Annotated in this window: 22 protein-coding genes; 3 read left to right on the top strand and 19 right to left on the bottom strand. The window is 74.5% G+C overall.

Annotated elements, in window-relative coordinates; translation table 11 throughout:
* Positions 1–16 precede the first annotated feature (16 nt).
* The 9 genes from AFB00_RS25735 to AFB00_RS25695 all read right to left on the bottom strand — a co-directional run bounded on the left by AFB00_RS25735 (position 17) and on the right by AFB00_RS25695 (position 11,869).
* Positions 17–1,975 carry a vWA domain-containing protein gene (locus tag AFB00_RS25735; protein ID WP_068799331.1) on the bottom strand — a complete coding sequence of 653 codons (1,959 nt, stop codon included), beginning with the start codon at positions 1,973–1,975 and terminating at the stop codon, positions 17–19.
* A complete protein-coding gene (locus AFB00_RS25730) occupies positions 1,968–3,362 on the bottom strand; it encodes an ATP-binding protein (RefSeq protein WP_068799330.1) in 1,395 nt (464 codons plus the stop codon). The genes AFB00_RS25735 and AFB00_RS25730 overlap by 8 nt, the downstream gene beginning before the upstream one ends.
* A gap of 60 nt (positions 3,363–3,422) precedes the next feature.
* Positions 3,423–4,328: a M56 family metallopeptidase gene (locus AFB00_RS25725; protein WP_068799329.1), complete on the bottom strand. Its 906-nt coding sequence runs from the start codon at positions 4,326–4,328 to the stop codon at positions 3,423–3,425.
* Between the two features lie 78 nt (positions 4,329–4,406).
* Positions 4,407–4,748 (bottom strand): BlaI/MecI/CopY family transcriptional regulator, encoded by a 342-nt coding sequence (locus tag AFB00_RS25720; RefSeq protein WP_156819723.1) that lies wholly within the window; start codon positions 4,746–4,748, stop codon positions 4,407–4,409.
* Between the two features lie 90 nt (positions 4,749–4,838).
* A complete protein-coding gene (locus tag AFB00_RS25715; RefSeq protein ID WP_231974074.1) occupies positions 4,839–5,282 on the bottom strand; it encodes a L,D-transpeptidase in 444 nt (147 codons plus the stop codon).
* Between the two features lie 494 nt (positions 5,283–5,776).
* Positions 5,777–8,218: an FUSC family protein gene (locus tag AFB00_RS25710; RefSeq protein WP_068799327.1), complete on the bottom strand. Its 2,442-nt coding sequence runs from the start codon at positions 8,216–8,218 to the stop codon at positions 5,777–5,779.
* Positions 8,219–8,265: 47 nt separating this feature from the next.
* Positions 8,266–9,258, bottom strand: a complete 993-nt coding sequence (locus tag AFB00_RS25705) for an SGNH/GDSL hydrolase family protein (protein ID WP_068799326.1) — start codon at positions 9,256–9,258, stop codon at positions 8,266–8,268.
* Positions 9,259–9,384: 126 nt separating this feature from the next.
* On the bottom strand, positions 9,385–10,662 hold the full coding sequence (speD, locus tag AFB00_RS25700) for an adenosylmethionine decarboxylase (RefSeq protein WP_083275824.1): 1,278 nt from the start codon (positions 10,660–10,662) through the stop codon (positions 9,385–9,387).
* Positions 10,663–10,726: 64 nt separating this feature from the next.
* Positions 10,727–11,869 carry a type III PLP-dependent enzyme gene (locus tag AFB00_RS25695; RefSeq protein WP_231974073.1) on the bottom strand — a complete coding sequence of 381 codons (1,143 nt, stop codon included), beginning with the start codon at positions 11,867–11,869 and terminating at the stop codon, positions 10,727–10,729.
* 68 nt (positions 11,870–11,937) lie between these two features.
* Here AFB00_RS25695 and AFB00_RS25690 point away from each other — a divergent pair, with 68 nt between their 5' ends.
* Positions 11,938–12,405, top strand: a complete 468-nt coding sequence (locus tag AFB00_RS25690; protein ID WP_068799325.1) for a pyridoxamine 5'-phosphate oxidase family protein — start codon at positions 11,938–11,940, stop codon at positions 12,403–12,405.
* A gap of 9 nt (positions 12,406–12,414) precedes the next feature.
* On the opposite strand, the gene AFB00_RS25685 is transcribed toward AFB00_RS25690, so the two are convergent.
* Both AFB00_RS25685 and AFB00_RS25680 read right to left on the bottom strand, forming a co-directional pair.
* The gene (locus AFB00_RS25685; protein ID WP_068799324.1) at positions 12,415–13,440 is read right to left on the bottom strand and encodes an acyl-CoA dehydrogenase family protein; all 1,026 of its coding nucleotides are present in this window, start codon (positions 13,438–13,440) and stop codon (positions 12,415–12,417) included.
* A complete protein-coding gene (locus tag AFB00_RS25680) occupies positions 13,440–14,666 on the bottom strand; it encodes an acyl-CoA dehydrogenase family protein (protein WP_231974072.1) in 1,227 nt (408 codons plus the stop codon). The genes AFB00_RS25685 and AFB00_RS25680 overlap by 1 nt, the downstream gene beginning before the upstream one ends.
* Before the next feature lie 72 nt (positions 14,667–14,738).
* Here AFB00_RS25680 and AFB00_RS25675 point away from each other — a divergent pair, with 72 nt between their 5' ends.
* Entirely contained in the window at positions 14,739–16,211 is a 1,473-nt protein-coding gene (locus AFB00_RS25675) for an NAD-dependent succinate-semialdehyde dehydrogenase (protein WP_068799323.1), read from the top strand.
* Between the two features lie 81 nt (positions 16,212–16,292).
* Here AFB00_RS25675 and AFB00_RS25670 read toward each other — a convergent pair whose 3' ends face one another.
* The 5 genes from AFB00_RS25670 to AFB00_RS25650 all read right to left on the bottom strand — a co-directional run bounded on the left by AFB00_RS25670 (position 16,293) and on the right by AFB00_RS25650 (position 22,155).
* Positions 16,293–16,652, bottom strand: a complete 360-nt coding sequence (locus AFB00_RS25670; protein ID WP_068799322.1) for a hypothetical protein — start codon at positions 16,650–16,652, stop codon at positions 16,293–16,295.
* Positions 16,649–18,766, bottom strand: coding sequence for a hypothetical protein (locus AFB00_RS25665; RefSeq protein WP_068799321.1), 2,118 nt, complete (start codon positions 18,764–18,766; stop codon positions 16,649–16,651). The genes AFB00_RS25670 and AFB00_RS25665 overlap by 4 nt, the downstream gene beginning before the upstream one ends.
* Positions 18,763–20,325 carry a lipopolysaccharide biosynthesis protein gene (locus tag AFB00_RS25660; protein WP_068799320.1) on the bottom strand — a complete coding sequence of 521 codons (1,563 nt, stop codon included), beginning with the start codon at positions 20,323–20,325 and terminating at the stop codon, positions 18,763–18,765. The genes AFB00_RS25665 and AFB00_RS25660 overlap by 4 nt, the downstream gene beginning before the upstream one ends.
* 257 nt (positions 20,326–20,582) lie before the next feature.
* Positions 20,583–20,960: a hypothetical protein gene (locus tag AFB00_RS25655; RefSeq protein WP_068799319.1), complete on the bottom strand. Its 378-nt coding sequence runs from the start codon at positions 20,958–20,960 to the stop codon at positions 20,583–20,585.
* Positions 20,961–21,078: 118 nt separating this feature from the next.
* Positions 21,079–22,155, bottom strand: coding sequence for a glycosyltransferase family 2 protein (locus AFB00_RS25650; protein WP_231974071.1), 1,077 nt, complete (start codon positions 22,153–22,155; stop codon positions 21,079–21,081).
* 545 nt (positions 22,156–22,700) lie between these two features.
* Between AFB00_RS25650 and AFB00_RS25645 the strand changes: the two genes are divergently transcribed.
* A complete protein-coding gene (locus AFB00_RS25645; protein ID WP_068799318.1) occupies positions 22,701–23,591 on the top strand; it encodes a glycosyltransferase family 2 protein in 891 nt (296 codons plus the stop codon).
* Between the two features lie 84 nt (positions 23,592–23,675).
* On the opposite strand, the gene AFB00_RS25640 is transcribed toward AFB00_RS25645, so the two are convergent.
* The 3 genes from AFB00_RS25640 to AFB00_RS25630 form a co-directional block, all read right to left on the bottom strand.
* Positions 23,676–24,905: an SPFH domain-containing protein gene (locus AFB00_RS25640; RefSeq protein ID WP_068799317.1), complete on the bottom strand. Its 1,230-nt coding sequence runs from the start codon at positions 24,903–24,905 to the stop codon at positions 23,676–23,678.
* An 82-nt stretch (positions 24,906–24,987) separates the two neighbouring features.
* Complete coding sequence (locus tag AFB00_RS25635; RefSeq protein ID WP_068799316.1) at positions 24,988–25,437, bottom strand: NfeD family protein; 450 nt, start codon at positions 25,435–25,437, stop codon at positions 24,988–24,990.
* An 81-nt stretch (positions 25,438–25,518) separates the two neighbouring features.
* Positions 25,519–26,361 carry a DUF3097 domain-containing protein gene (locus tag AFB00_RS25630; protein WP_068799315.1) on the bottom strand — a complete coding sequence of 281 codons (843 nt, stop codon included), beginning with the start codon at positions 26,359–26,361 and terminating at the stop codon, positions 25,519–25,521.
* Positions 26,362–26,374 lie beyond the last annotated feature (13 nt).

Below are 26,374 nucleotides of genomic sequence, written 5' to 3'. Positions count from 1 at the left end.
GGCACCGGGCCGCTGCTCAGCCCCGGCGCCGCCGCAGGTAGTCGGCCACCACCTCGGCGCCGAGGCCGTCGAGGTCGGGATGGACCACCCGTCCGCCGGCCCGGCGGGCGAGCCGGTCGGTGAACGCCGCCAGTCCGGGGTCGTCGCCGAGCACGAAGAACGTGAACCGGGCGTCCATCCCGATCAGGCGGTCCAGGCCGTCCACGGTCGCGCGCAGCGTGTGTGGGCTCGGCGGGTAGTCGAAGTAGGCCTCCCCGTCGCGTTCGAGGTGCGCGGTCGGCTCCCCGTCGGTCACCACCAGCACGACCGGCGTGGCGTCGGGCTGGCGGGCCAGCCGTTCCCGGGCCAGGAGCAGCGCGTGGTGCAGGTTGGTGCCCTGCATGTACGTGCCCTCCAGGCCGATCAGCTCGCCCAGCTCGACGGTCTGCGCGTGCCGGCCGAACGTGATCAGGGAGAGATCGTCGCCCCGGAACCGGGTGGAGATCAGCTGGTGCAGGGCCAGCGCGGTGCGCTTCATCGGCACCCACCGGCCCTCGGCCACCATCGACCAGGAGGTGTCGACGAGCAACGTCACCGCCGCGCGGGTCCGCTGCTCGGTCTCGACGATCTCGACGTCGGCCACGTCCAGCCGCCGGTCGTCACCGCCGGCCCGGCGCAGCTGGGCGTTGAGCAGGGTGCGCGGCACGGACCAGGACTCGGTGTCGCCGAACGCCCACGGCCGGGTGGCGCCGGTCGCCTCGCCCGCCGCACCGGCCCGCCGCGTCTCCCGCTGGCCCTGGCGGCCGGCGATCCGGTCGGCGACGTCGCGGAGCACGGACTGACCCAGGGTCCGCAGCGCCTTCGGCGAGAGCAACAGCGTGCCGTCCGGGGCCCGCCGGAACAGGTCCTGGCGTTGCAGCTCCCGTTCCAGCTCGGCCAGGGTCCGGGCGTCGGCCGCGGCCTCCGGGCCGAGCATCTCGGTGAGGGTGTCGAGATCGACGTCCTCCATCCGCGCGCCCGGATAGGACTGCGAGAGCTGCTCGGCCAGCGCGTCGAGCCGGCCCAGCTCCTCCAGGGCCCGGGTCGCCTCGCCCATGCCCATCGGGTTGTCCCCGCGGAAGTCGCCCTCCCCCGACCAGTCCTCGCCCGGGCGCAGCCCCTGCAGCTGGGCGTCGAGCCGGGACAGCGACTCCGCGAGCCGCGGGTCACCGAAGGCCTGCTGGGCCAGCTCGGCCAGCTCGGCCCGCTGCTCGGCGGACATCGAGTTCATCATCCGCTGGGCCGCGGCGGACCGGGCGGCGAGCGCGTCGACGAGCTCCTCGGTGTTCTGCGGGTTCTCCGGGAAGTGGTCGCCGTGGCGACGCATGAACTCGGCGAACCGGTCGGTCGTGTCCTCGCCGCGGGCGTGCTGCTCCAACAGGTCGTTGAGGTCGTCCAGCATCTCCCGGATGGCCTCGACGTCGGATGGGCCGGCGTTCTCCATCGCCTGCTTCATGCCCTGGAACCGCTGGTCGAGCAGTTCGCGGCCGAGCAGGTCGCGGATCTCCTGGTAGGCCTCCCGGGCGTCGGCGGAGCGCCAGTCGTAGGAACCGAGCTCGCGCACGGCACCCCCGGTGTCGGTCGGCAGCGCGTCGAGCTGCATCTCCCGGAACCGGGCGTCGTCGGAGTCCTCGTGGCCGAGGGAGTCCCGCTCGGCCTCCAGCGCCCGGGCCAGCAGCTCCCGCACCTCGCGCAGGGTGCCGTCGATCCGGTTGTCCCGCTGCAGGTCGCGACGGCGTTCCCACACCCGGCGGGTCAGGTCGTCGAGTCCGCGTCGATCGTCGAGCCCGCGCCGCATCAGCTCCTGCAGGGCCTGCCGGGGCGACGAGCCCTCCATCACCTCGCGGCCGATCTCGTCCATCGCGGACCGGATGTCGAACGGCGGGGCCAGCGGATCGGGCCCGCCGACGAAGGGTCCGTACGCCCAGCGCCGGGTCCGGCGCCGCCGATCAGCCATAGGACACCGTGTCACCGTCGTCGGAGGAGTCCTTGGCGAGCTTGCGGGTGAGGAACAGGTACTCCAGCGCCAGCTCGGCGGCCGACGCCATCGGCCCCGGATCCTCCGTCCCGGACGCCCCCAGCTTCGCCGCGATCTCGGTCAGGGCCCCGACCCGGGGCAACGCGGCCACGACGTCGCGGGCGGGGATCCGCTCCCCGGTACGGACGGGCCGGGTGGACACCTCGACGGCCAGCTCGTCCAGGTCGATGCCGCGCAGTGCGAAGCGGGCGGTGTCGGCCGTGGCCCGCCGGAGCAGGTGTTCGAGGACCTCGTCCTCGCGGCCCTCCTCTCCGGAGGCGAACTCCAGCTTGCCGCGCAGCACCGCCGGCACGGACTCCAGGTCCACCGGGCGGGCACAGGGATTGTCCTCGCCGGTCAGGGCGGCCCGGCGCAGTGCGGCCGCCGCGACCGTCTCGGCGGCGGCGACCGAGAACCGGGCGGAGACGCCCGAGCTCTGGTCGATGGCCGAGGACTCCCGCAGGTGCCGGGTGAACCGGGCGACGACCTCGATGAGGTGCCGCGGCACCTCGGCGGTCAGTCGGGCCTCCTGCTGGACGAGGTCGATCTCCGGAGCGAGCTCCAGCGGGTAGTGGGTCCGGATCTCGGCACCGAACCGGTCCTTGAGCGGGGTGATGATCCGTCCGCGGTTGGTGTAGTCCTCGGGGTTCGCGCTCGCGACGAGCAGCACGTCCAGCGGCAGCCGCAGCGTGTAGCCGCGGACCTGGATGTCGCGCTCCTCCATCACGTTGAGCAGCGCGACCTGGATGCGCTCGGCGAGGTCGGGGAGTTCGTTGATCGCGACGATCCCGCGGTGTGCCCGCGGGACCAGACCGAAGTGGATGGTCTCCGGGTCGCCCAGTGAACGGCCCTCGGCGACCTTCACCGGATCGACGTCGCCGATCAGGTCGGCGACGGCGGTGTCCGGGGTGGCCAGCTTCTCGGTGTAGCGCGCCGAGCGGTGCACCCACTCCACCGGCAGCTCGTCGCCCAGCTCCGCGGCCCGGCGGACCGAGGCGGGGGCGATCGGCTCGTAGGGATGTTCGCCGAGCTCGGAGCCGGCGATGACCGGGGTCCACTCGTCGAGCAGGCCGGCCAGCGAGCGCAGCAGCCGGGTCTTGCCCTGGCCCCGCTCGCCCAGCAGGACGAGGTCGTGGCCGGCGATCAGGGCCCGCTCCAGGTACGGGAGCACGGTGTCGTCGAACCCGACGATGCCGGGCCAAGGGTCGCGGCCCGCGCGCAGGGCCGCCAGGAGGTTGTCTCGGATCTCTTGCTTCACACCCTGCAGTTCGTGGCCCGACGCGCGCAGCGCGCCGAGGGTGCGGGGAAAGTCAGGTGTGACGGGCACGATTTCCACGCTACGCCCGGACGGCGGACCCGGCGCGCGCTCGCGACGGCCGGGCACCGGTCAGGGTGCGAGGAGCAGCCAGAGCGGCCCGGCCACCAGCAGCACCGCGACCAGCCGCACCAGCCCGCGCACGAGCAGCGGCAGCGGCGGCGGCGGGTTGCCGATCCGGTCGATCCGCGCCTCCAGCGCGGCGGTGAACGACGACAGCACCGCCGCCGGGGCGGACCCGCCGACGGCCTTGAGCGCGGTCACGAGCTCGGTCGGGTCGCAGAGCCTGCGGGCCACGTCGTCGGCCCGCATCTCGATCAGCCGGGCGACGGCCAGCTGCGCGCACACCATGCCGCGCACGAACGGCGCGGTGGCGCCCCACGCGACGAACGGGAGGACCACGAGGTCGTGGCGTTCCCGCAGGTGGGCCCGCTCGTGGGCGAGGACGGCGACGACCCCGGGCGTGTCCAGCGCGTCGAGCACGCCGGCCGAGACGACCAGTCGCGAGCTGCGTCCGGGCAGGCAGTAGGCGACCGGGACGGGATGGTCCAGGACCCGGGTACCGGCGGCGTGCGGCCACGGCGTGGCCAGGATGTCGAGCAGGTCACGGTGGCGGCGCCGGGCCCGCAGCGTCCGCGCAGTGGTGACGAGCAGTACCGCCAGCAGCCGGGCCAGCACCCCGACCGCGATCAGCAGGGCGCCGACGTGCAACGGGTCCATGGTGTCCGGCCAGCCGCCGGTGGCGAGCTCCGCCCGGAACGCTGCCACCGCGGACGGGAGGCTCCCGCCCATCGGGGAGAGACCGAACGCGACCCCGGCACCGAACAGCGAGATGCCACCACCGAGCCCGACGGCCTGCCACAGCAGCAGCGCGCCGACCGGGTCGCGGCCCGGCCAGCGGGCCGTGGCCAGCGCACGGCTGGCCGGCTCGGCGAGCACGACGCCGAGCAGGACCAGCCCCAGTGCGGTCAGCTCCATCGCATCACATCGTCGCCGACGCGGCGCGGTCGTGCCGCCCGACCCCTCCACCGGGGTGACGGGCGACGCCGCCGCCGGTCAGTCGAGCAGGTCGCGCAGCCGGGAGCGTTCCTCGTCGGACATCGTCCCCAGGAACCGGGCGAGGGCGGCGCCCCGGTCCGACGCGTCGTCCAGCGCGTCGCTCATCAGCTCGGCGACGTGGTCCTCCCGGCTCGCGAGCGGCCGGTAGTGGTGTGCCCGCCCGTCCCGGATGCGGTGCACCAGCTGCTTGCGCTCCAGCCGCCCCAGCACGGTCAGTACCGTGGTGGTCGCCAGGTCGCGGTCGGCGAGCTGGTCCTGCACCTCGCGGGCCGTCATGTCCCGCTCGGTCTCCCAGAGGACGTTCATGACCGCCCGCTCCAGCTCCCCCATACTCGTCACGCCAAGTATCTTACGCGAACGCTTCTACTCCACGTAGAAAGCGGTAGGGAGACACGTCACAACCCGGTGACGACGGCCGGCCGGTGCTACTCAGTGCACCTGGACCTGGTCCCCGACCTGGAGCGCCTCGAACCAGACCGGGGCGTCGGACGGCCGGAGCTTGACGCACCCGGCGGACGGTGTGTCCATCCGTCCCTGGTGGAACGCGACGCCGCCGTCGGCGAAGAACACCGAGTACGGCATCGGGGTGTAGGACTCCCGGCTCGTCCACTGCTCGGCCTTCCACTGGACGCCGAACACGCCGCGCGGGGTGGGATCCTCGGCGTCCCCCGGGCGGACCGGGACCGGGCCGGCGACCACGGCGCCGTCGCGGATCATCCACGCCGTGCGGGCCTGCAGGTCCACACACGCCCGGGCCGACGCCGTGCACGGCGTACCGGCGACGATCGCGCCGGAGGCGACCTGCGGGGCCGGCTCGGCCGCCGGCGGATCGTCCGGTGCGGCGACCGCGATCCCGGCGGTGGCCGTGGCCACGAGGGCGAGGGCACCGACCGACCTGCCGTGCCACGTTCGTCGCCGCATCCCGTCCGCCCTTCCGCCGAACGCCACCGGGCCGCGGCACGACCGCCGCCCGGAGACGACCACCGTTGCCGTTTGCGCTCGTCCGAACCCGGACGGTAGCGGAAGCCGATCTTGCTCTCGTCGGCAGGGCCGGGTCCCGCGCGTGCGTACCCGGCGCCACGCGCCCCTGGTCGGCGTGCTGCGCCCCGCCCGACCGCTCGCCGGATCCACCCCGCGGCTCGTCGTGCCGAGATGCATCGCAATGGGCTCGACGCGCTCCCGGAGCCCGCTCACACACACCTCGGCGCCGACGGCCCGGTCCGGACGGATCCCGTGGGGCGAACGCCCCGCACGCGCGGTCCGGCGCGCCCCGGTCCGGCGGGCCACGCCCGGCGCGCGGCACGCCGGGCGAGGGTGCGGCTGCCGTCAGGGGTCAGGACCGCCGGAGCGCGGGGGCCCTGACGCGGTCACGTCCGGACGTCGTCGCTCGGGCCCCCGGTGGCCGTCCGAGGGGACTGGTCGGCGGATCCCGCCGTCCCGGAGCGAGACGTCCGCTCCGGCGGGTCACCGCACAGTTCCCGCGCCAGCCCGACGGCGAGCTGGTCGACCCGCCGCAGCAGCCGGGCCGCGGCGAGCCTGCGGAGCCGGTCCCCCGGCGGGGCACCGGCGGCGGCGTCGCGGATCCGGGGATCGGCGGGGGCGATCCAGCCCGCCGTGTCGGTCGGCCCGGTGATCCCGGCGGCGGAGGTGGCCGCGGACGCCTCGGCCTCCGCTGCGTCGACGAGGTCCTCCGCCGAGACGACCCCGTAGTCGGCCGGGCAGGCGCCCGCGGGGTGTTCGCGACGGGCGGCGGGACCCCAGCCGTCGGCGAGGATCCGGCGCAGGCCGTCGACGTTGGCCCGGACCCGCTCGGTCGCCGGATCCAGGGTCGGGGCCCACTCCGGTACGTGCGCGACGGCGGCCTGCGCGGCGAGCAGCCGGGTGTAGTGGTCGAGCGCGCCGATCACGCGCACCGTGTGGTGCACCCCGCGCCGCAGCGGCCGCCGCGCGACGGGGTGTTCGAGCGGCCGGGCGCGATCGCGCACGGTCGCGACGGCCTCGTCGACCTCACGGGCCTTGAGCAGGGGATCCTCGGCCGGCCTCCCGAGTGCCCGGTCCACCGAGGTGTGCAACGAGGCGTCCACCGCGCGCAGGGCGTCGGAGAGCGCCTCGGCGAACGCCGTGCGGGACCGGGTGGGGAGGATCAGGTAGGCGGCCAGCATGCCGAGTGCCCCGCCGGCGACGGTCTCCTCGACCCGCAGCAGCATCGTCTCGACGCTGAACTGCCCGATCAGGCCGTAGAGCAGGGCGAGCACCGCGGTGAGCCAGAAGGCCATCATCGTCTGGGAGATCTGCACCAGGTACAGCGCGAGGAACACGCAGACGAACAGCAGCACCAGGCTGGCGACGACGTCGCCCCCGACGAGCAGCGCCAGCAGCATGCCCGCGACGACGCCGCCGGTCGTGCCGACCGCACGGGACCAGCCCCGGCTGAGCACGTCCCCGCGGCTCGCCGTCCCGGCGAAGACGATGAACGCCGCGATCACCGCCCAGTACCAGCGGGCCGGGGAGATCAGCTCGCCGACGACGACCGCGCACGCCGTCGCGACCCCCACCTGCACGGCCTGCCGGGTGTGCAGGGCGAGGCCGCCGGGCCCGTCGTCGGGCACGGACGGGGCGTCCTCGGGCCGGATGGTGCCGGGCTCGTCGCGGCGCCGCGCGATCCCCCGCCTGGCCTGCTCGATCGTGGACTGGACCGCGTCGGCGAGCCGCAGCACCGCGAACCCGATCCGCTGCTCCCGGGCGTCCGGGCCGGACCCGCCGGGGCGCTCGACGATCGGGCCGACGGCGTCGCGCGCGTCCTGGTAGAGCCGCCGCGCGATCGGCTGCGGGGTCCCGACGGCGGTGGCCGCGGCCAGGGCCCGCACCCCCTCCGCGAGCGCCTCCCGTTCCGGTCCGGGGATCGTGTCCCCGTGCTCCACGGAGCGGCGGATCCCCATCGCCACCCGCTCCGCGGCGAGCTCGGAGTCCACCACCCACTGCCGCAGCCCGGCGATCTCGGTCTCCGCGTCGTCCGGCCCGCCGGGACGGGCACCACCGGGCAGGTAGGCCGGGCGGCGGGCGGCGGGATCGTCGTCGGCCTCGTCGAGCCGGTCGGCGACGGCCAGCGCGGTGGTGTTCAACCGGGACTGGGCCCGGACGAGGTCGTCCAGGTCCGCCGAGCGGCGGGGCCCGTCACGGTCCTCCAGCACGTCGGAGGCGGCGAGCAGCACGGCGTGCAGCCTGGCCTCGAACGCCCGGACCAGCGCGTCCAGCACGGCCTCGGTGCGCCGGGTGAACACCAGGCACCGCAGTACGAAGGTGCTGCCGATCCCGATCGCCGCCCCGGCCAGGAGGTAGGGCAGGTCGGCGATGCCCGCGTGCAGGAACTGGACGAAGAAGAACGGCATGAACGCGGCCATCCCGAGCGCCACGCCCCGCGGGCCGTACCGCCGGACGGCCACCGCGACCATCATGACCAGGACGAACACGATGTCCGCCGCGAACCGCTGGCCGGACAGGAGGGCCGACAGGCTCGCCGACGCCGTGGCGGGGACCAGCATCAGGGCGGTCGTCACCCGTCGCCGGGCCAGCGTCGGCTCGTTCACCGCCAGGTTGCTGACCATCGCCAGCACGACCGAGAACAGCACCGTCGTCACCGGCTGGCCGGTGAGCGCCCGCAGCCCGCTCGCGAGCAGCGCCGCGGTGATCATCGCCGCGGTCGCGACCGACGCGAGGTGCAGCCGGGTGTGCCCGGGGTCGGTCGCGGCGAGCCGGGACCGCAGTCCGCTCCACCGTGCGGGCCGGAGCCCGCCGTCCCGTCCGGTCACGGGACGAGTCTGTCACGCAGGCGCGACGGCCCGGGCAGGATACGCGCTCAGCGGTCCGATCGGGCAGCGTCCGCGCCCAGTGGCTGCGAGGACGGCGGGGCCACCCCGATCCCGAGGACCGCGCCGGTGGCGGCCGCCATGGCCCGCATGCCCTGGGCGTTCGGGTGGACCGGTGCGGCCGGGGAGGTCGGCACCAGGCCCTCGACCCACTTCACGCCGGGGAGCTGGCAGATGTCGTGCCCCACGGTGGGCCCGTAGGTGTCGACGTAGTCCATCCCGGCCTCGGCGGCCTGCTCGGCGAGCATGCCGTTGAGCCGCTTCTCGGTCTCCCGCAGGTAGGCGGTGTCCCCGGCGCTGAACGGCGCGACCGGGTAGCAGCCGGGGCCGGTGTCGGGGAGGATCGAGGGGTAGCCGACCACGGCGACCCGCGCCGCCGGCGCGCGGTCCCGGATCTCGGAGAGCACGTCGGCGACCTTGTCCCCGGCCTCGTCGATCCGCTCGACGAGCTCGTCGGACCCGCCGGCGGTGAAGAAGTCCCGGCAGGCGGCGCCGAGCAGGTTGGTCGAGGACCGGGCGGTGCACTCGGTGATGATCGAGGCGAACCCGATGTCGTTGCCGCCGACCGTGATCGTCACCAGCGACTCGGACCCGTCGAGGGTGTCGAGCTGCGGTGGGTTCGGGCCGAGCTTGACCTCCTGCGGCGCGGTCATGTCCTCGGTGACCGCCCCGCTGCAGGTGACGTCCGTGACGTCGGTGAACCCGGCCGAGCGGGCCAGCACCGACGGGTAGTTCTGGTCCGAGCGCAGGCAGCCGACCGGCGTACCGGTCTGGACCGGGATGAGCGGGCCCGCGGCGTAGGAGTCGCCCAGCGCGACGTAGCGCCCGATCGGGCCGCGGTCGAGGTTGCGGGCCGACAGGGTCGTCTCGCGCAGCGTCGTCGGCGCGTCGGCCTGGGCGGGGGCGAGCGCACTCGTCCCCGCCGAGGTCAGCAGCGTCATGGTGGCCACGGCGAGCCACCGGGCGGGGCGGGGACGGCGCACGGGTTCTCGGACCTCCGGTCGGGACGGCACCGGCGGACACCCACCGGTCTGCCCACCCAACGAGCCCCGTCACGACGGGTTACGCCCCGATCGGCGGACCGTGACCGCGGACCGTGGACGGTGGACTCAGCCCCCGTCCCGGCGCAGTGCGAACGGCGCGACCAGCCGGTGCCGCAGCGACTCCTCGTCCCACAGAGTGGGAAGCGAGCGGACCCGCGCGAGGTGGGCGACGGCCGTCGCACCCGGGTCGTCCAGCGGCTCGCGCACCCCGGCGAGGAACGCCCACTCGTGCTCCTCGCAGCCGACGTAGACCCCGCGGCCGCCGGAGGGCTCGAACACCGACCGGAACCGCTGCCACGCCGAGCGCAGGGTCGCGTCCCGCCAGACCGCCGGGCTCCCGGCCTGGAACACCAGTACGCCACCGGGCGTGAGCCGCTGCGCACAGGCCCGGACGAAGTCCTCGGCGTAGAGCTGGTTGATCTGCGCCGCCGGCTCGTCGGGCCGCTCGTCCGGCAGGTCGACGACGACGAGGTCCCACTGCTCGGTGGCGTCCAGGACGTACTGCCGCCCGTCGCCGTAGGTCAGCCGGACCGGGCCGTCGCCGCGCTCGGCGGCGGCCAGGGTCCCGGGGGTGTAGCCGTAGGGCAGGTGCTCGGCGCAGATCCGCACGGCCTCGGCGTCGATGTCGACGTGGTCGACGTGCTCGGCACCGGCGTCGAGGGCCATCTCGCAGGCGACACCCTCGGACGACCCGATGATCAGCACCCGGCGCAGCTCACGGGCCAGCAGCGCGCCCGGCCAGACGAGCGCCTCGTGGTAGGCGAGCTGGGTGTGCTCGGCGGACTGCCGTTCGTCGCCGCAGAACAGGGTCACGCCGTGCGCGGTGTCGGCCACGACCACCCGCTGGAACCCGGTGTCCGCGACGTGGTGCACGGCGCCGAGCCGCCAGTGCCGGGTCAGCCCGTCGGAGATCGGCTCGGTGACGCTGCGCGGTGCACCGCCCCGGTCGACGACCTGCAACGCGGTGTCGGTCGCCGCGACCCGCTCGGCGAGCGACCGGACGGCGGCGACCGGGTCCGCGGCCTGCCCGCAGGTGAACACGTCGACGTGCATCCCGCCGTGCTCCGGCCAGGTGTGGATCGACGCGTGCGACTCGGCGAGGACCGCGACGACGGTCGCGCCCTGCGGCTCGAACCGTTCGGTCACGACCTGCCGGACCTGAGCACCGGCCCCGGTCAGCGCCGCCGTGAGCTCGGCACCGAGTCGTTCGGCGTCGTCGAGCAGCGCGGGGTCGATACCGCCGAGCTCGGCGAGGACGTGTCTGCCGACCGGCGATGCGGTGCTCGGCAGGGCGGGTGCCCCGTCGAGCACCCCCGTGGCGGACGGCAGGGGCAGGGGCGGCATCGGACGTGACACGTCCGGACACGTTAACCGTCCAGCCCGGTCCGCGGGACGTTCGTGGCGTGGCTCATGCCCCGTCCGCCACGACCACCTCCAGCGGCCCGAACCCGTTGAACCCGACCGAGGCGTAGCTGGAGGTGTAGGCGCCGGTGTGCAGCAGGTCGACGACGTCGCCGGCGGCCAGGTCGAGCGGCAGCGCGACCGGCGTGCGCCGGTAGATCACGTCGTCGCCGTCGCACGTCGGGCCGGCGAGCACGCACGGGCCCGCGGCGCCCGTCCGGCCGGGCACCCGGACCGGGTAGCCGATGGCCTCGCCCTCGGTCTCGGCGAGTCCCTGGTAGCGCCCGACGTCGAGGTAGACCCAGCGCCGGTGGTCGATCCCGGGGCGCCGGGAGACCCGCAGCACCGTTGCCCGCAGGACGCCGGCGGGCGCCACCACCGCGCGCCCCGGCTCCAGCAGCAGGGTCACCGCCTCCACCGCCCCGCCGGCGATCGCGGCGTCCACCGCGCCGCGCACGGCCGTGGCGAACTCCCCCGGCCCCGCCACCTCCGACCGGTACCCGACCGGCCACCCGCCGCCCAGGTCCAGTTCGGGACGGCGCAGCCCGGCCCGCCCGGCCACCGCGAGCGCCAGCGCGACGGCCGTCGCGTAGGTCTGCGGCCGGGTCTGCTGCGACCCGGCGTGGAAGGTGACCCCGGCCGGCTCCAGGCCGCGCTCCGCTGCCCGCCGCAGCAGGGCGACCGCCGTGCCGGGCAGCGCACCGAACTTGCCGTGGAACGGCGTCGCGGAGCCGGTGTCGTCGACCGAGAGCCGCACCTGGACCCGGGCGCCGGGCACCTCCGCGGCCAGCGCGTCGACGTCCTCGGCGCTGTCGGTGACGAACCGGCGCACCCCCGACGCCGCGGCCAGCCCCGCCGCTCCGGGCCCGCGCACCGGGTTGCCGTGCTGCAGGTCGGCCGGGTCCGCGCCGGCGGCGAGACACAGCGCGATCTCCCCCTGCGACGCGACGTCGAACCCGGCGCCCTCCCCGGCGAGTGCCCGCAGCACGGCGGGCTCCGGGCAGGCCTTGACCGCGTACAGGATCCGGGCCGCGTCCCCGAACGCGGCGCGCAGCGCCCGGTAGCGCTCGCGCGCCACCCCGGGGTCCAGCGCGAGGAACGGCGTCGGGCGCGGGCGGGCGAGGATCGACTCCAGACCGGGGCTCAGCACGGGCCGATGCTCCCCCGGGCCGCCGTGCGGTGTCCGGCGGGTCCCGTCCGGTGATCTAGCGTCGGGTCATGACCGCACCGAGACCGCAGCGCCGCGCCCGGAGGATCGCGATGACCCCGGAGGAGGTCACCGCGTTCCTGCACGAGGAGCGGACCTGCCGGGTCGCCACCAACGGCACGCACGGCCCGCACGCCACCCCGCTCTGGTATCTCTGGGAGGGCGGCGACGATGGGGCGTTGTGGCTCACCTCGCTGGCCCGGTCCCAGCGCTGGACCGACCTGGAGCGCGACCCGCGGATCGCCGTCGTCGTCGACGCCGGGCACGACTACGGCGAGCTGCGCGGTGTGGAACTGCGCGGCTCGGTCGAGGTGGTCGGCGAGGTGCCGCGGACCGGGGAGCCGCACCCGGACCTGGACCGGGTGGAGCAGGGGTTCGCCGACCGCTACACCGGCGGGCACGTCGTCGTCGACGGGCGGCACGCGTGGCTGCGGCTGCGTCCGGAGAAGATCAGCAGCTGGGACTTCCGCAAGCTCTGAGGATCCGGCTCAGCCGGTGACCAGCGGCCAGAGCCCGTCCGGACCGGCGGCGAGGGCCGCAGTGCCGACCCGGTCGTTCCAGTACGACTCGTTGCCGTCCTCGTCCCGCCAGGCCCAGAGCCGGGTGGTGAGCAGCCGCAGGTCGTGCTCGCGGGTGAACCCGATGGCCCCGTGCACCTGGTGAGTGATCCGGGCGACCGCGGTCGCCGCCTCCCCGCAGCGAGCCTTCGCCGCGGCGACCGCGAGCGTGGTCCCGGCGGCGGCGAACCCGGCGGTCCGGGCCGTGTGCGCGGCGGCCGCCGACGCCGCGGCCGCGGCGGCGACCTCGGTGCCGGCCTCGGCGAGCATGTGCTGCACCGCCTGGAACCGGGCGATGGGACGTCCGAACTGCCGGCGCTCGCCGGCGTAGCCGACCGCGCGGGCCAGCGCCCCGCGGGCGGCCCCGGCGAGCAGCAGCGAACGGCCCAGTGCGGCGCGCAACGCCAGCTCGTCGGCGGCACCGTCCGGCGCCGGCCCGGTGGCGAGCGGGACGACGCCGGTGGCGTCGAGGGTGTCGCGCGGCTCCTCGGCCAGGTTCGTGCCCTCGGTGACGGTGAGGGCCGCGGCGTCGAGCACGAGCACCCGGTCGCCGTCCAGGACGACGACCCCGGCCAGCGCCCGCCCCCACGGCACCCGGGGCAGCACCCCGGCCACGGTGTCGCCGGTGGTGTCGCCGGTGGTGTCCCCCGCCGGTCCCAGCGAGCCCCGGACGGCGGCGAGCGGCCCGTCCGGCACCGGCAGCCCGGCCGAACGGGCCAGCCACCCGGCGAGCAGGTCGGTCTCGGCCAGCGGCACCCGGGCCGCCCACGCACCGGCCGTCTCCAGCAGCACCGCCGCGTCGTCCAGGGTGCCGCCGGTGTCCGGTGCGGTGAGCGTGGTCAGTCCGGACTCGGCACACGCCCGCCAGGCCGTGGTGTCGAGCCCGGTCGCGCCCGGGTCCCAGGAGTCGGAGAAGATCGACTCCGCGAGGTCGGCCAGGTCGGTGTTGCGCGCCATCAGCGCAGTCCCATCCCCCGCGCGACGATGCCGCGCAGGACCTCGTTCGTGCCACCGCGCAGCGTGAAGCCGGGGGCGTGGAGCACGGCGTCGGCGAGCAGCCGGGCGAACCCGTCCGGGGCCCCGGGGTCGGGCGGGACATCCACCAGCAGCCGGGCCGCGTCGACGATCTCGTTCTCGAAGCGGGTGCCGAGGTCCTTCACCAGCGCCGCGGCCAGCTCCGGCGCCTCGCCGGACTCCAGCGCCCCGGCGACCGCGAGCGACATGCTCCGCAGCGTCCACAACCGCGAGACCAGCGAGCCGATCCGGCGGCGGGTCCCGGCGTCGGTACCGGTGCCCGCCGTCAGCTCGCCGACCAGCGCCGCCAGCAGCGGGTAGGTCGACAGGAACCGCTCCGGGCCGGAGCGTTCGAACGCCAGCTCACCGGTCACCTGGGCCCAGCCGTCGCCGATCTCGCCGAACACCCGCTCGTCGGGGATGAACACCCGGTCGAACCGGACCTCGTTGAAGTGGTGCGCCCCGGTGAGCAGCGGGATCGGCCGGATCTCGACCCCGGGCCGGTCGAGCTCGACGAGCAGCTGGGACAGCCCGGCGTGCCGGTTCCCCTCGTCGACCGGCGCGGTCCGGACGAGCGCGAAGAACGCGTGCGCCAGATGCGCGCCCGAGGTCCACACCTTCGTCCCGGACAGTTCCCAGCCGCCGTCGACCCGCTCGGCCCTGGTCCGCACGGACGCCAGGTCGGATCCGGAGTCCGGCTCGGACATGCCGATGCCGAAGAACACCTCGCCCCGGGCGATGCCCGGCAGGAACGCCTGGCGCTGCTCCTCGGTGCCGTGGCGCAGCAGCGACGGCCCGATCTGCCGGTCGGCGATCCAGTGGGCCGCGACCGGCGCGCCCGCGGCGAGCAGCTCCTCGGTCACGACGTAACGCTCCAGCGCGCTGCGGCCGTGCCCGCCGTAGCGGGTGGGGATCGTCATGCCGAGCCAGCCGCGCTCCCCGAGCCGGCGGGAGAACCCGGCGTCCCAGCCGGAGAGCCAGACGTCGGCACGCGGGGTCCAGGCACCGGCCGCGCGCTCGGCGTCGAGGAAGGCCCGGACCTCGGCCCGCAGCTCCGCGAGGTGCGCGGGGAGCTCCACCGGCTCGGGGACGAGCGCGGGCAGCCGGGTGGTCCTGGCCGGCCCGGCCGACCTGGTCGCCGTCGCCGGTGCTGAAGGGGTTCCTGCCACGCCGCCATCATGACCGTTCCGGGGCCGTCTCGCCCATGTCTGCGCGCCGCCGCCCCGGGGTAGGTTGCGACCATGACCACGAATGCTGACGAACGCAGGGTCACCGATGCCGTACCGACCGGCCTGTTCATCGGCGGGACGTGGCGCTCGGCCGAGAACGGGGCCACCGCGAAGGTCGAGGATCCCGCGACGGGTGAGGTGCTGACCGAGGTCGCCGACGCCTCCCCGGCCGACGGCATGGACGCGCTGGCCGCCGCGCACGCCGCCCAGCCGACGATCGCCGCGCTGGCGCCCCGCAAGCGCAGCGAGATCCTCTACCGGGCCTACGAGCTGCTCCACGAGCGGGCCGACGACCTCGCCCTGCTCATGACGCTGGAGATGGGCAAGCCGGTCGCCGAGGCACGCGGCGAGGTCGTCTACGCCAGCGAGTTCCTGCGCTGGTTCGCCGAGGAGGCCGTCCGGATCAACGGTGGCTACCAGGTCGCGCCGAACGGCCAGACCCGGTTCCTGACGATCCGCCAGCCGGTCGGCGTGTGCGTGTTCGTGACGCCGTGGAACTTCCCGCTCGCCATGGGAACCCGCAAGATCGCCCCGGCGATCGCCGCCGGATGCGCCTCGATCATCAAGCCCGCCCCGCAGACCCCGCTGACGATGCTCGCGTTCGCGCAGGTGCTCGCGGACGCCGGCCTGCCCGACGGCGGTCTGAACGTGATCAACGCGACCGACGCGGGCGCGGTCATGGAGCCGATCATCCGCGACGGCCGGGCCCGCAAGATCTCCTTCACCGGCTCCACCCCGGTCGGCAAGAAGCTGCTGGAGCAGGCCGCGGACAAGGTGCTGCGCAGCTCCCTGGAGCTGGGCGGGAACGCCTCGTTCATCGTGCTGGACGACGCCGACGTCGACGCCGCCGTCGAGGGCGCGATGATCGCGAAGATGCGCAACATGGGCGAGGCCTGCACCGCGGCGAACCGCTTCTACGTGCAGCGCGGCGTCGCCGAGGAGTTCACCCGCAAGCTGGCCGAGCGCATGGGCGCGCTCAAGGTCGGCCGCGGCACCGAGGACGGGGTGAACGTCGGCCCGCTGATCGACGCCAAGGGCCGGGACAAGGTGACCGACCTGGTCGCCGACGCCGTCGCCAACGGTGCCGGTGTCGCACTCGGCGGGACGGCGCAGGACGGCCCCGGCTACTTCTACCCGCCGACGGTGCTCACCGACGTGCCCGCCGACTCCCGGCTCAACCACGAGGAGATCTTCGGCCCGGTCGCGCCGATCACCGTCGTCGACTCCGAGTCCGAGGCGCTCGACGCGGCCAACGCCACCGAGTTCGGCCTGGTCAACTACGTCTACACCCGCGACATCGACCGGGCACTGCGGATCTCGGAGAACCTGGACAGCGGCATGATCGGGCTGAACACCGGTCTGGTGTCGAACCCGGCCGCGCCGTTCGGCGGGGTCAAGGAGTCCGGGCTCGGCCGCGAGGGCGGCAACGTCGGGATCGAGGAGTTCCTGGAGACGAAGTACGTGGCGATCGGCTTCTCCGGCTGACCGGTCGCTCCCCCGGGACGCACACGACGGCCCCGGTACCCCCTCCTCCGAAGGGGTGCCGGGGCCGTCGGCCGTCTCCGCTCAGTTCGCCGGTGGCGCGGGCGCCGCGGGCGGTGGTGCGGCCGGATCACCGGCCGGTGCGGGCACCTGGTCGCCCGCCGGCGGGACCGGCACGGCCGGGTCGGTGCCCGGCAGCGGCTCGGCGGGCGCGGTGATGTCGGTCTGCCGGTTGATCACCAGCTCCGCCAGCGTGGCGCCGCCGTTGAGGACGAGCAGGACGAGCAGCGCCGCGATCGCCCCGACGACGGCCACGGTCAGGCCGCGCTGGGCGGACCCTCCCGTGCTGAGCCGCCCGCGGTTCGTCTCGACCACCCAGGCCCTGGCGCCGAAGAGCGCCAGGACCAGTGCGAACACCAGCCAGGTCAACGCGAATCCGGTCACGGTGCCGGCACCTCCTCACCCGCTGCCGGAGCGGGCGGCGGGACCGCAGCTCCGGGCGGCGGCGCCGGTGCGCCGGGGGGAGGCGGGGCGCCCGGGGGCAGCGGAGCGCCGGGGACGCCCGGTGCCGCGACCCGCACGAGGATGGCGTTGAAGCCGTTCTCGTAGGTGGCCCGGTACTGGCCCGAGGCCAGGAGCTGCTGGCGGATCGCCAGCGTCCAGCCCGGCTCCCGGTCGTTGAGCACCACGCCCTGACGCTCCATCGAGCCGTAGAACAGGATCGTCTGCGGTTGGACGACGTCGATGCACCGGAACTCGTCCGCGGCGAGGATGGCGCACCCGTCGCCGCCGGAGGCCATGTTGTTGTTCTCGCCGACCCCCTCCAGCGCGTACGGCCCGATCGTCGACAGCGGCTGCACCGTCGCACCCGGCGGGGCCTCGTCGTAGGCCTTCCGGGTCATCTGGACGTCCTCGGTGGTGACGTCGGTGTAGGCCTCGTTGCCGCCGCGGATGAAGATGAGCAGGCCGAACACGACGATCATCGCCGCGGCCAGTATCCGTTCCCGCTTGCGGTTGACCCGGACGAACGCCCGCAGGGCGTCGACCGCGAGGATCGTGAGGATCGGCAGGCCGTAGAGCAGCACGCGCAGCAGCAGCTCGCCGCCGTAGCTCTGCACGACGGCCATACCCATCGGGATCACGGCCAGCAGGATCGGCACGAGGTCACGCCGGCGCTTCCAGTAGACCCACGCCCCGGCGAAGCCGATCACGTAGATCAGGCCGGTCATGACGATGCGCAGGGCCTTGCCGACGATCTGGCCGGTGTCGCCCTGCAACCGGTCGGCGACCCCGGCCTGGAGCGCGCTGCCGTCGTCGGAACTGCCGATGATCATGCTGATCTGGGTCATCCAGAAGTCGCGGGCCGAGATCAGGATGAACACCGCGACGGTGAGGACCGCGATGAAGATCAGCCCGCGGCCGCGGAACCGGCCCACGATGGCGAGCACGGCGAGCTGGCCGATGATCGCGAACGGGGTCAGCTGGTGCTCCGGCGCGATGGCCATCACGCACAGGGCGGCACAGAAGTAGATCAGCAGCAGCTGCCGGGGTGGCAGCGTCGGCTGGTTCGGTGGCGTCATCGCGCTGACCAGCCAGCGCCGCCAGCGCGGCAACGGCGGTGCACCGCGGTGCGACCGGGGCCATCCCGGCACACCGGCGTTGTCGACCCGGCGGGTCGCCAGCGGGCCGAGCGCGAAGGTCAGGACCGTCAGCTGCAGCACGATCGCGGTCGCCTGCGGGGAGAAGTAGTCCTGCTCGATCCAGTTCAGGCCGATGAACAGCCACGCCGCCACCCAGGGCGCGCGGGTGCCCCCCAGCATCGAGCGGGCGAGCGCGTAGACGCCGATCGCCCACACCGCGGTCACCGCGGGCGGGTACCAGCGCAGGATGACGTCGAGCTGGTCGGCACCGGCGGCGTCGCGGAACCAGGCCCACTGCGCGAAGAACGCGGGCCAGTAGAACCGGGCGTCGACACCGGTCGGCGGCACGCCGTTGTTCGACGACACCGCGTCGACGAACCCGGAGATGAGCCACGCCGTGGTGAACCGCGCCTGCGGCTGGACGACCGAGGGCAGGCCGGTCGAGCAGAGCACCAGCACCGTGGTGGCGGCGCCCAGCATCGGGATCCGCGGACGCGGGGACCAGAGTTCGGTGACGCAGCAGGCGATCGCCAGCAGCACCGCCACCCAGGCGAGCGGGCTCAGCGCCGGGGCCAGGCCCCAGCCGCCGAGCTGGGTGAGGTCGGTCGTCGCCGCGGCGAGCGGCAGCAGCACGACCGCGCCCACGGCGAGCGCCGGTGCGCCCCACACCCACAGCGGGGAGAGCGGGCCGGTCGGCGCGGGCGGTGGGGGTGGCGGTGGCGGCGGTCCCTGACCGGCCGGTCGCGGAACGGGCCCGCGCACCGCCATGGTGGGCGAGTCCGGGCCGGGCGGACGCACGTACTGCGTCTGCTCGCTCGGGCTCGCCTCGGGCGGCTGGGTCCGCCCGCCCCGGCCCGCGTCGGTGCGCGACCGGGCGGACGGGTCGGGGCCGCCCGACCGGCGGGTCTCCGACGTCACGACTTCACCTCCGAGGGTTTCCGGCGACTCCACGCCGGCACGAATCTGAGGGCCAGGGCGCACACGAACTGTGCGCCGACGTAGCCCAGGACGACCGGCAGCATGGTCATGCTGACGGATGCCGTACCGGGCTCCGGCAGCGGGACCAGGCCGGCGAACGCGAGCACCAGCGCCGTGTTCATCAACTGGATCTTGGCGTAGCCCATGCCGTCGCCGTCGGCCTGCCTCCTGGCCAGCTCGAAGACGACCAGCAGACGGAAGAGCAGGCCGACCATCAGCACGGCGAGCGCCGGTGCTCCGGCCGAGTACCCCTCGCCGAGCAGCGAGAGGACCGGGTAGCCCAGCGCGGCACCGACCCCGAGCGTCGGCAGGAACAGCAGCAGCATCCGCCGCCGCGCCGTCCGGGCGAACTCCTCGGCCCGGTGCGGCTCGCGCGCGGTCTGCACCGCCAGCGAGTTCGTGAAGAACGTGGCCGCGAGGTCGATCACCGTCACGGCCTGCCAGCAGATGAAGAAGACGGCGCCGATCTCGTTGCCCATCCGCAGGTTGGCGAACAGCGGCACCTGGTTGTAGAGCAGCGCGTTGCCGCACTGGGCCAGTGCGGTCGGGGCGAGGAAGGCGATGGCCTCCGCGCGGCTCGGCACGATGCCGGGCCCGCCGGAGGCGGCGTAGCGGCGCGTCAGGTACCAGAGCACGGCGGTGCCCGCGGAGATCCACAGCACCACCGGGATCGCCCAGGACAGCACCATCGCCTGCGAGTACAGCGACGATCCGAGCGCCAGCAGCAGGACGATCCGGAAGATCGCGAACGTGCCGTTGCGCCAGACCGCGATCCACGGCTTGCCGATCGCCACCATGACGAAGTCGTGGACGACGAACACGACCCAGCCCGCGCACGTCAGCACGAGCACCAGCAGGCCGAGCCCGAAGTCACCGCCGCCGGCGGTCTCGGCGATCTGCGGCACGATCACGCCGTAGACCAGCCCGATCAGACCGGACAGCGGCATGATCAGCAGCATCGAGCCGAAGACCATGCGGACCGACTTGCGGCCGGCCCCGGGGAGCCAGCGCAGGAGCCCGAGCCCCAGGTTCAGCTGGGCCATCCCGCCGATCAGCTGGAACGCGGAGACGAACTCCGAGGCCCGGCCGACCTCCTCCTGCGGCATGATCCGGGCGGCGATGAGCACCCCGAGGAGCCCGGCGATGGAACCGAAGCCGGAGCACAGCGTGAGCGCGATGCCGTCGCCGATCCCGCTGTTGCGCGACCGCGTGCCGTCCGGGTCGTCGCCGCCGGTGGCGTCCGCGGCGGGCGGCTCGTCGGCCGGTGGCGGGGGTGGGTTCTCCCCGGGGCCCCGCAGGCCGACGGTCGGGAGGTACTCGGTGCGCTGCTCGGCGTTCTCCCGGGACCGGACCCGCTCCCGGGCGGCCTCCAGGCGCACCGTCGGTGCGTCCGGGCCGGCGTCCGGGGCCGGGGATGCCTCGCGCGCCGGCATACGGCGGGTCGCCGGGTCGGCGTAGGGGTCGTGCGGGCCGACGTTGCCGGCCGGCCGGGCGGGCATCGCCCGGGTCCCCGAGTCCGAGGCGTGCCGGCCGGGTTCCGGCGGACCGGCGGACGGCGGACCGGCCGGTGACGGACCGGCGGGCGGCCGACCGGCGGGTGGTGGACCGGCAGGTGGTGGACCGGCGGGGCCGACGGGCGGCGGGCCGGGTGCGGGACGTCCGGGCGGGGGCCCGGCCGGACGGGGGGGCTGCGCGGAGGCCTGGCCGGGACCGGGGACACCCGCACCGCGGCGGGTGTTCGCCGGCCCGACCGGCCTCACTGCGCGACCACCGCGTGCCGGAGCAGGAACGGGACGCTGAGCAGGGTGACGATGAACAGGGCGACGCTCGGGTACCACAGGCCGAGGCTCACCATCAGCTGGCCGCCGATGAGGGTGACGGCGGTGCCGACACCGACGGTCAGCAGCCACACGTGTGCCGCGGGGGCCCGGCGGAGGAAGCCCGCCGCCGCCCAGCCGGGGCCGAGCAGCAGGAAGCCGATCGTCACCAGCAGGCGGACCTCACCGAGGGCACCACCGCTGATGTTCGCCAGGTTGAGGGCACAGGCGGCCACGCCGGCCACCACGAGCACGATCGCCACGTAGCGGCGTGCGGTCCTCGCCCGGGTCAGCTCCGCTGCGGACGGCACGCTCACTGCGCCACTCCCCTTCTTCCGATCAACGGCGCCTGCCCGATGATCGGGGCAGGCGCCGGTGGCAAGCTGACCCGCTCGTCACGGGTCGTCGGTCTGTGGGCCGGAACGGCCCGGGACGTCAGGACGCCTCTTCCCCCCATGCGTACCGCACGCGGGCCTGCTCGGTGCGGGCGGACCCCTCACGGTCACCGGCGGCCGGTGCGGCACCGGCACGGGCGGCACCTGCGGTCGCGGCGCCGTCCTGACCACGGCGGTCACCCGCGACGGCGTGCGGCGCGGGCTGCTGCCGGTAGCCCGGCAGCGTCGGCGAGTCGACCGGCGCGGGACGCGCGGCGGGACGCTGCCACTCCTGCGTTGCGGGGGACGGGGCCCCCGCAGCGACGGGCGGCGCCACGACCGGGCGGCCCGGACGGGGTGCGATCGGGTGGTCCGCCGGCGGGGTCACCGCGGACGGCGCGGCCGCAGCCGCGGCCTCGGCACCCTCACGACCGGCGCGCCGGCGCTCCGCGGCCAGGGTGCGCAGCACCCGGGTCCCGTCGGCGAAGGTCCGCAGGTTCGTCTCGCCGAACATGCGCTCCTTCTCCACCGAGGGCACCTCGGTGATGGCGAACCCGGCTGCGGCGACCCGGCAGTTCAGCACGGTCTCGATCTCGAAGCCGTCGCCCCAGTACATCCCGTCGTCCGGGTGCGGGGGCAGGTCCACCGGCGGCAGGTCGAGCTGCGGCAGGATGTCGGCCCAGAACGCGTTGTAGCCGTAGCACAGGTCGGTGTAGCGGGTGCCGAACAGCGTGTTCGCGACCAGGTTCAGCCCGGCGTTGCCGCTCTTGCGCAGCAGAGTGATGTCCTCGCTGCCGCCGCCCCGGGTGAACCGGCTGCCCTTGGCGAAGTCGGCGCCGTCGACGAGTGCCTGCACGAACCGCGGGATCTCCTGCGGGTCGGCCGAGCCGTCGGCGTCGAACATGACCAGTGCGTCGCCGGTGGCCGCGGCGAAACCGCAGGCCATGGCGTTGCCCTTGCCCTTGCGGGTCTGCCGGACGATCCGGACCTCGGGCAGTACCCGCAGGGCGGTCTCGACCGTGCCGTCCTTGGAGTTGCCGTCGACGACGATGACCTCGTGGACGGCCGGCCGCACCGCCGCGATGGCAGGCAGGACGACCTCGAGGTTGCGTGCCTCGTTGCGGGTGGGCACGATCACCGAGACCCGCGGTCGTTGTGGACGACTGGTTCCATGGTCAGGGCGCTGGTTCACCGGTCTCTCCCCCGAATCGATCGGTCTGGGCGCGCGCAGTTCGGCGTGCAGTTCGTGGTGTCCGACGGTGCCGGACCCACCGGATGTGTCTCCCCCACAGCGGGGGGCATACGGCATATCTCTGCGGCCACCGCTCGCGTTACGTGACCCGTACCGCAGCGGGTGTCCCCCGGACGGCGCAACGCCGTGCCGACGGCGGCCGTCCGTCGGCTCGTCGACCCCACGGACACGCCCGCCGATAGTACGGACGGTGCGCCGTTCGGTGGGCCGCGGGACCGCTCCGACGCCACTCCGTAGCGGATCGGACCGGCACACTCCGACGAACGGCTGGTCGATCACGACGAACGGAGGGTCCGCCGGTCGTCGCACGACGGAGGTCCCCGCACCGGTGGGCGGAGCTGGTCGCCGCCGCCGTCCTGGCGCGGACGGGGTGGGGGTAGCGTTGCTCGCCGCCCTACCCGTCACCCGTTCCCGATCCCGCGAGGTACCCGATGAGGCCCGGCGGCTTCCTGCCCAGCGTGTCCGTATGCATCCCGGTCTACGACGGAGCGGCCTACCTGGCCGAGACCATGCGCAGCGTCCTGGAGCAGACCTGGCGGGACTTCGAGCTCGTCGTCCTGGACAACAACAGCTCCGACCGCACCTGGGAGATCGCGACGTCGTTCCGCGACCCGCGGATCCGGGTCGAGCGCAACCGGGAGACGCTGCCGCAGGGCGAGAACTGGAACCGCGCGGTGCAGCTGTGCCGCGCGCCGCTGATCAAGCTGGTGTGTGCCGACGACCTGCTGCACCCGCGCTGCCTGGAGCTGCAGGTGCCGCCGATGCGCGACGACCCGGCGCTGGCGCTGGTCGCCTCCCGGCGGCACATGATCGACGAACAGAGCCGGGTGCTGGTGCCCCGGCGCGGGCTCGGCGGGGGCCTGGTCGGGCTGCACTCGGGCAGCGAGGTGGCCCGGCGGGTGATCCGCAACGGCGCCAACCCGATCGGCGAGCCGGGCAACGTGCTGTTCCGCAAGGAGCAGTTCGTCACCGCGGGCGGCTGGCGCTCCGAGCGCCGCTTCATCATGGATCTCGACCTGTGGATGCGCCTGCTGCAGTACGGCGACTTCCTGGGTGTCCCGGAGACCCTCGCCGCGTTCCGGATCGCGCGGGGCTCGGTGTCCTCGGAGTTCGAGCAGCAGATCTCCGAGGAGCAGCAGATGCTGTTCACCGAGGTCGGGCAGTCGGGGGCGTTCGACGTCCGGCCGGTGGACCTGCGCATCGGCCGGCTCGCGCTGCCGCTGGGCCGGGCCCGCCGCAAGGCCCTGTTCCGGGTCTCCCGGATCGCGGCACGCAAGGACGCGAAGCTGATCGCCGAGCAGGAGGAGACGGCGGCCCGCTGAGCCGCCACTCCCCCGGACCACGCACGACGGCCCTCCGCCCTCCCACGGGAGGGACGGAGGGCCGTCGTCGTCGGTCCGGGTGGGTCAGCCCCGGGGCTCCTCGGCGCCGTTCGGGTGCGCCTCCGGCGTGACCAGGCCGGGTGCCGCACGCGGCGCCTCGATCTGGGAGGCCGCGGCCCCGCCGTTGCCGGCCGCCGGACGCTGCTCGCCCACCGGCGGCACCTCCTTCTGCGCGGCCGCGGTGGCCTCGGCGACCTGGCGGGCGATCTCCGGGTCGGTGGAGGTGTCGAACCACTCCTTGATGGACTCGTCGTCCTCGGCGGGCTTGGAGACGGCGCCGTCGTCCGGGCTCGGGGTGTAGCGGAAGACCCCGTCCTCGCCCGGCGCACCGAGCATCCGGGTGAAGCCCTCCAGCGCCTTCCCGAAGTCGGAGGGGACCACCCACATCTTGCTGGCCTCGCCCTCGGCCATCAGCGGCAGCGTCTGCAGGTACTCGTAGGCGAGCAGCTCCGGGGTGGGCTTGCCGGCCTTGATCGCGGCGAACTTCTTCTCGATCGCCTTCGCCTCACCCTGGGCCTCCAGGTACTGCGCGGCCCGGCGACCCTGCGCCCGCAGGATCTCGGCCTGCCGCTCGGCCTCCGCGGAGAGGATGGACGCCTGCTTGGCACCCTCCGCCGTGAGGATCTGCGACTGCTTCTGGCCCTCGGCGCTGCGGATGGCCGACTCGCGCTGGCCCTCCGCGTTGAGGATCATCGCCCGCTTCTCGCGGTCGGCCTTCATCTGCCGCTCCATCGACTCCTGGATCGAGGGCGGCGGGTCGATCGCCTTGATCTCCACCCGGCCGACGCGGATGCCCCAGCGCTCGGTGGCCTCGTCCAGCTCGCCGCGCAGCACCGTGTTGATCCGGTCCCGCGAGGTCAGCGTCTGCTCCAGGGTCATGCCGCCGACCACGTTGCGCAGCGTCGTGGTGGTGATCTGCTCGACACCGGCGATGTAGTTCGCGATCTCGTAGACCGCGGACTTGGCGTCGTTGACCTTGAAGTAGACGACCGTGTCGATGTTGACGGTCAGGTTGTCCTGCGTGATGACCGGCTGCGGCGGGAACGACACGACCTGCTCACGCAGGTCGACCCGCTCGCGGGTGCGGTCCACGAACGGCACCAGGATGGCCGGGCCACCCTCGCGGGTGCTGTGGTAGCGGCCGAGCCGCTCGATGATGTACGCCCACTCCTGCGGGACGATGACGATCGACTTCACGACGATCGTCACCACCAGCACGAGCAGGACGATCGCGATGATCACACCGGCGTCCATCCGGTCTCCCCTCGATGTGCGCCGGAAACCCCCGGCGCTCACGTCCGCCCCGGCGTACCCGGGGCTGATCGCCGCTCCGCGCTCAGGCGGGCGGCAGTTCCCCCCGGCCGGTGACGAGCACGGCCGCGCCGGTGACCTGCAGGACGGTGACGGTGGAGCCCTCGGCGATGACCTCGGTCCCGTCCATGGACCGGGCCGTCCACAGCTCCCGGCCGATCCGGACCTGCCCGCCCTCGCCGTCGACCTGGCGGACGACCTCGGCGGACGCGCCGACGAACCGGTCCTGGTGCCGCTCGAGCGACCCCATCCTCTCCTGCAGCTTCCGTTTCGCGGCCGGCCGCACGGCCAGCAGCAACAGCACGGACACGATCGCGAACAACCCGGCGCTCGGGAGCGCGCCCAGTCCGAGCGCGGCGCCGCCGGCCGCGGCGAGTGCGCCTCCACCGAGCATCACGAGAAAGAGCTCGCCGGACACGAACTCGACCCCGATCAGCACGGCTCCCACGAGCAGCCAGATCAGTGCCGGTGTCATACCGACAGGGTGCCAGAATCGGACATTCGGCGGAGCCGATTCGCCGGGAACGCCCCACCGGGTGGCCTGATCGTTACGGGATCATCCCTCCGGCGGTACCGTCACGAAATCGATCAAGCGCTCGACGGCGCCGATCATCGGGGTCTCCAGGTCCCGGTAGCTGCGCACCGCACCGAGCACCCGGCGGGCTCCGTCGGCCGGTTCGCCCCAGCCCAGCCGGTCGCAGATCCCGGTCTTCCAGTCCGTCCCGCGCGGGACGACCGGCCACTCCCGGATCCCGACGACGGACGGCTTCACCGCCTGCCACACGTCGACGTAGGGATGGCCGGTGACGAGCACGTGGTGCTGCGCCTCGCGGGTGGCCCGGTACGCCTCGCGGGCCTGGCGGGTCTCCTTCGTACCGTCGACGAGGTGGTCGACCAGGATCCCCAGCCGGCGCTGCGGCCCGGGACCGAACTCGCGGACGGCCGCGGCGAGGTCGTCGACGCCGTGCAACGGCTCGACGACGACACCCTCCACCCGCAGGTCGTGACCCCACACCCGTTCGATCAGCTCGGCGTCGTGCAGGCCCTCGACCCAGATCCGGGCGGCCCGCGCGGTGCGCGCCGTGACGTTCGCGACGTGCACCGACCCGGATGCCGACAGCCCGCGCCCGGCCGCGGCGGGCGGTGGCCGGACGAGCGTGGCCGGTGCACCCTCGAACAGGAACCCGGCGGGGCGCAGCGGGAACACCCGGCGTGCGCCGAACCGGTCCTCCAGGGTGACCTCGGCCCCGGTGATCCCGACGACGGCACCGCAGAACCCGCTCGCCGGGTCCTCCACCACGAGGCCGGGTTCGGCCGGTACCTCGGCGATGCGGCTGGGGCGGGCGGCCCGGGTGCCTGCGGAGTCGAAGGCGCCGCGGTAGTCGTGGGTCCGGCTCATGGTGGTCGAGTAT

The sequence above is a fragment of the Pseudonocardia sp. HH130630-07 genome (assembly GCF_001698125.1).
Lineage (GTDB): Bacteria > Actinomycetota > Actinomycetes > Mycobacteriales > Pseudonocardiaceae > Pseudonocardia.
This window is presented reverse-complemented; position numbering and strand designations above follow the sequence as displayed.

Coding starts and splice junctions, on each gene's coding strand:
- AFB00_RS25640 (WP_068799317.1), bottom strand. CDS start 24,905: ATGGACGCCGGTGTGATCATCGCGATCGTCCTGCTCGTGCTGGTGGTG.
- AFB00_RS25660 (WP_068799320.1), bottom strand. CDS start 20,325: ATGCCCGCCCGGCCGGCCGGCAACGTCGGCCCGCACGACCCCTACGCC.
- AFB00_RS25690 (WP_068799325.1), top strand. CDS start 11,938: ATGACCGCACCGAGACCGCAGCGCCGCGCCCGGAGGATCGCGATGACC.
- AFB00_RS25645 (WP_068799318.1), top strand. CDS start 22,701: ATGAGGCCCGGCGGCTTCCTGCCCAGCGTGTCCGTATGCATCCCGGTC.
- AFB00_RS25630 (WP_068799315.1), bottom strand. CDS start 26,361: ATGAGCCGGACCCACGACTACCGCGGCGCCTTCGACTCCGCAGGCACC.
- speD (WP_083275824.1), bottom strand. CDS start 10,662: ATGCCGCCCCTGCCCCTGCCGTCCGCCACGGGGGTGCTCGACGGGGCA.
- AFB00_RS25635 (WP_068799316.1), bottom strand. CDS start 25,437: ATGACACCGGCACTGATCTGGCTGCTCGTGGGAGCCGTGCTGATCGGG.
- AFB00_RS25735 (WP_068799331.1), bottom strand. CDS start 1,975: ATGGCTGATCGGCGGCGCCGGACCCGGCGCTGGGCGTACGGACCCTTC.
- AFB00_RS25675 (WP_068799323.1), top strand. CDS start 14,739: ATGACCACGAATGCTGACGAACGCAGGGTCACCGATGCCGTACCGACC.
- AFB00_RS25725 (WP_068799329.1), bottom strand. CDS start 4,328: ATGGAGCTGACCGCACTGGGGCTGGTCCTGCTCGGCGTCGTGCTCGCC.
- AFB00_RS25685 (WP_068799324.1), bottom strand. CDS start 13,440: ATGGCGCGCAACACCGACCTGGCCGACCTCGCGGAGTCGATCTTCTCC.